Genomic DNA, 1530 nt, shown 5'->3' on the forward strand with positions numbered 1-1530 from the left:
CTGAGCCCGCTGCGGATCCATCCCCGGCGGCACCCGTAAATTCAGCCGTGCCGACGCACGAGGCGAGATCGCAGCAGCCGAACCCACGACCGGTGGGCAGTCGATCCCCAGAATCGTCAGAGCAGGCCGCGCCCACACCGCCCTCGGCCACCGACGCCCGAACCCGCCAGCCCGACGCCATCGAGCACGCCGGCATCGGCACGGAACTGCTCGGCGTCGTACTCGACCCCGTCCCAGGCCTGCGTTCCGTCCAGGCCGTCGACCACGGTGTCGCCCTGCTCGTTGCGCAACGTGGAGAGCACCTGCACCAACGCGGCGAGAGCATCCGGCGCGGGCCCACCGTACATGCCCGAGTGCACTTCTCCGGCAAGGGTTTCCACATGCACCACCACGTTCGCGATACCGCGGAGCGTGGTGGTGACCGTCGGCAAGCCGACCTTCGCGTTGCCGGTGTCTGCAATGACCACCATGTCTGCGAAGAACAGTTCGGGGCGCTGCTCGACAAGCGCTTCCAACCCGCCGGTGCCCATCTCTTCCGAACCCTCGCAGACGATGCGCACGCCGACGTCGAGCGACTCCCCCAGCGCCCGTAGCGCCAGCAGATGCATGATCACGTTGCCCTTGCAGTCCGCCGAACCCCGTCCGTACCAACGGCCGTCCCGTTCGGTCAGCTCGAAAGGTTCACTGTCCCAGAGTGTTCGGTCACCGGGAGGTTGAACGTCGTAGTGCGAGTACAGCAGAACGGTCGGCGCTCCCGCGCGAGCCGGCCGCGAACCGACCACCGCCAGTGAACCGTCGACCGTCTCGATCAGTTGGACGTCGGGAATCCCTGCGTCGACGAAGGCCCGTTGCACCCACTGCGCCGCACCGGTGCACTCCTCGACCGGAAACTGCCGGGGATCGTGCACAGAGGTGAACCGGACCAACTCTGCCAACTCCGATTTCGCTCGGGGCATCTGCGATGCGATTGCAGATCGAACGTCGACGGGTCGCGGATCGGCGGGCATGAATCCTCCAAACGAGAAAATGACAGACGGGCCGTAGCCAGTCTGTCATCACTCGACTCGAGAACGATTCACCGTCAGCCGCCGGAGAACTCCTGATGAATCCACTCACCGGTCTGCTGCCAGTGCCGATCCCACGCTTCCTGCTCGAGCTGTTCGGGCGACTTGCCCGGCTCCGGAACGGGAACAGGAACGGTGAACTGCGGAGGGGCCACCGTGGTCGGTGACGGTGCCGGCTGCGGGGCCGCCACAGCCTGACGCGGCGGATCCTGCGTCACCCAAGGCCGAGTGGTCGGTGCAGGCTGACAACCGTCGATGGGTCCACCGCCGGGGGAATCGTCTCGGGCGGCGGCGCAATCGCCGGCGCAGGCGGAACCACGGCCGCAACCGGGTCGGACGTCGTCGGATCCGCCTGCCGGGTTGCCCCCACCAGATCCGCACCGGAATCGCGCCGATCGACGCTCTGCTCGGCAGTCGACTCGGAATCACCCGGCAACGTCGCAGCGACCGCGACACCTGCGGAGAG

2 protein-coding genes and 1 pseudogene are annotated in these 1530 nt (G+C 67.3%); all 3 read right to left on the minus strand.

Annotated elements, in window-relative coordinates:
* Positions 1-1007 (minus strand): annotated as a pseudogene (locus RHBS_RS27645) (M20/M25/M40 family metallo-hydrolase); the annotation flags it as partial.
* Between the two features lie 74 nt (positions 1008-1081).
* Complete coding sequence (locus tag RHBS_RS27650) at positions 1082-1282, minus strand: hypothetical protein (protein ID WP_128646925.1); 201 nt, start codon at positions 1280-1282, stop codon at positions 1082-1084.
* Positions 1279-1530, minus strand: a 252-nt coding sequence (locus tag RHBS_RS29425; protein WP_374700682.1) for a hypothetical protein, incomplete at its 5' end; no start/stop codon positions are given. The genes RHBS_RS29425 and RHBS_RS27650, both read right to left, overlap by 4 nt.

This window comes from Rhodococcus sp. BS-15, from assembly GCF_000813105.1.
Taxonomy (GTDB): Bacteria; Actinomycetota; Actinomycetes; order Mycobacteriales; family Mycobacteriaceae; genus Rhodococcoides.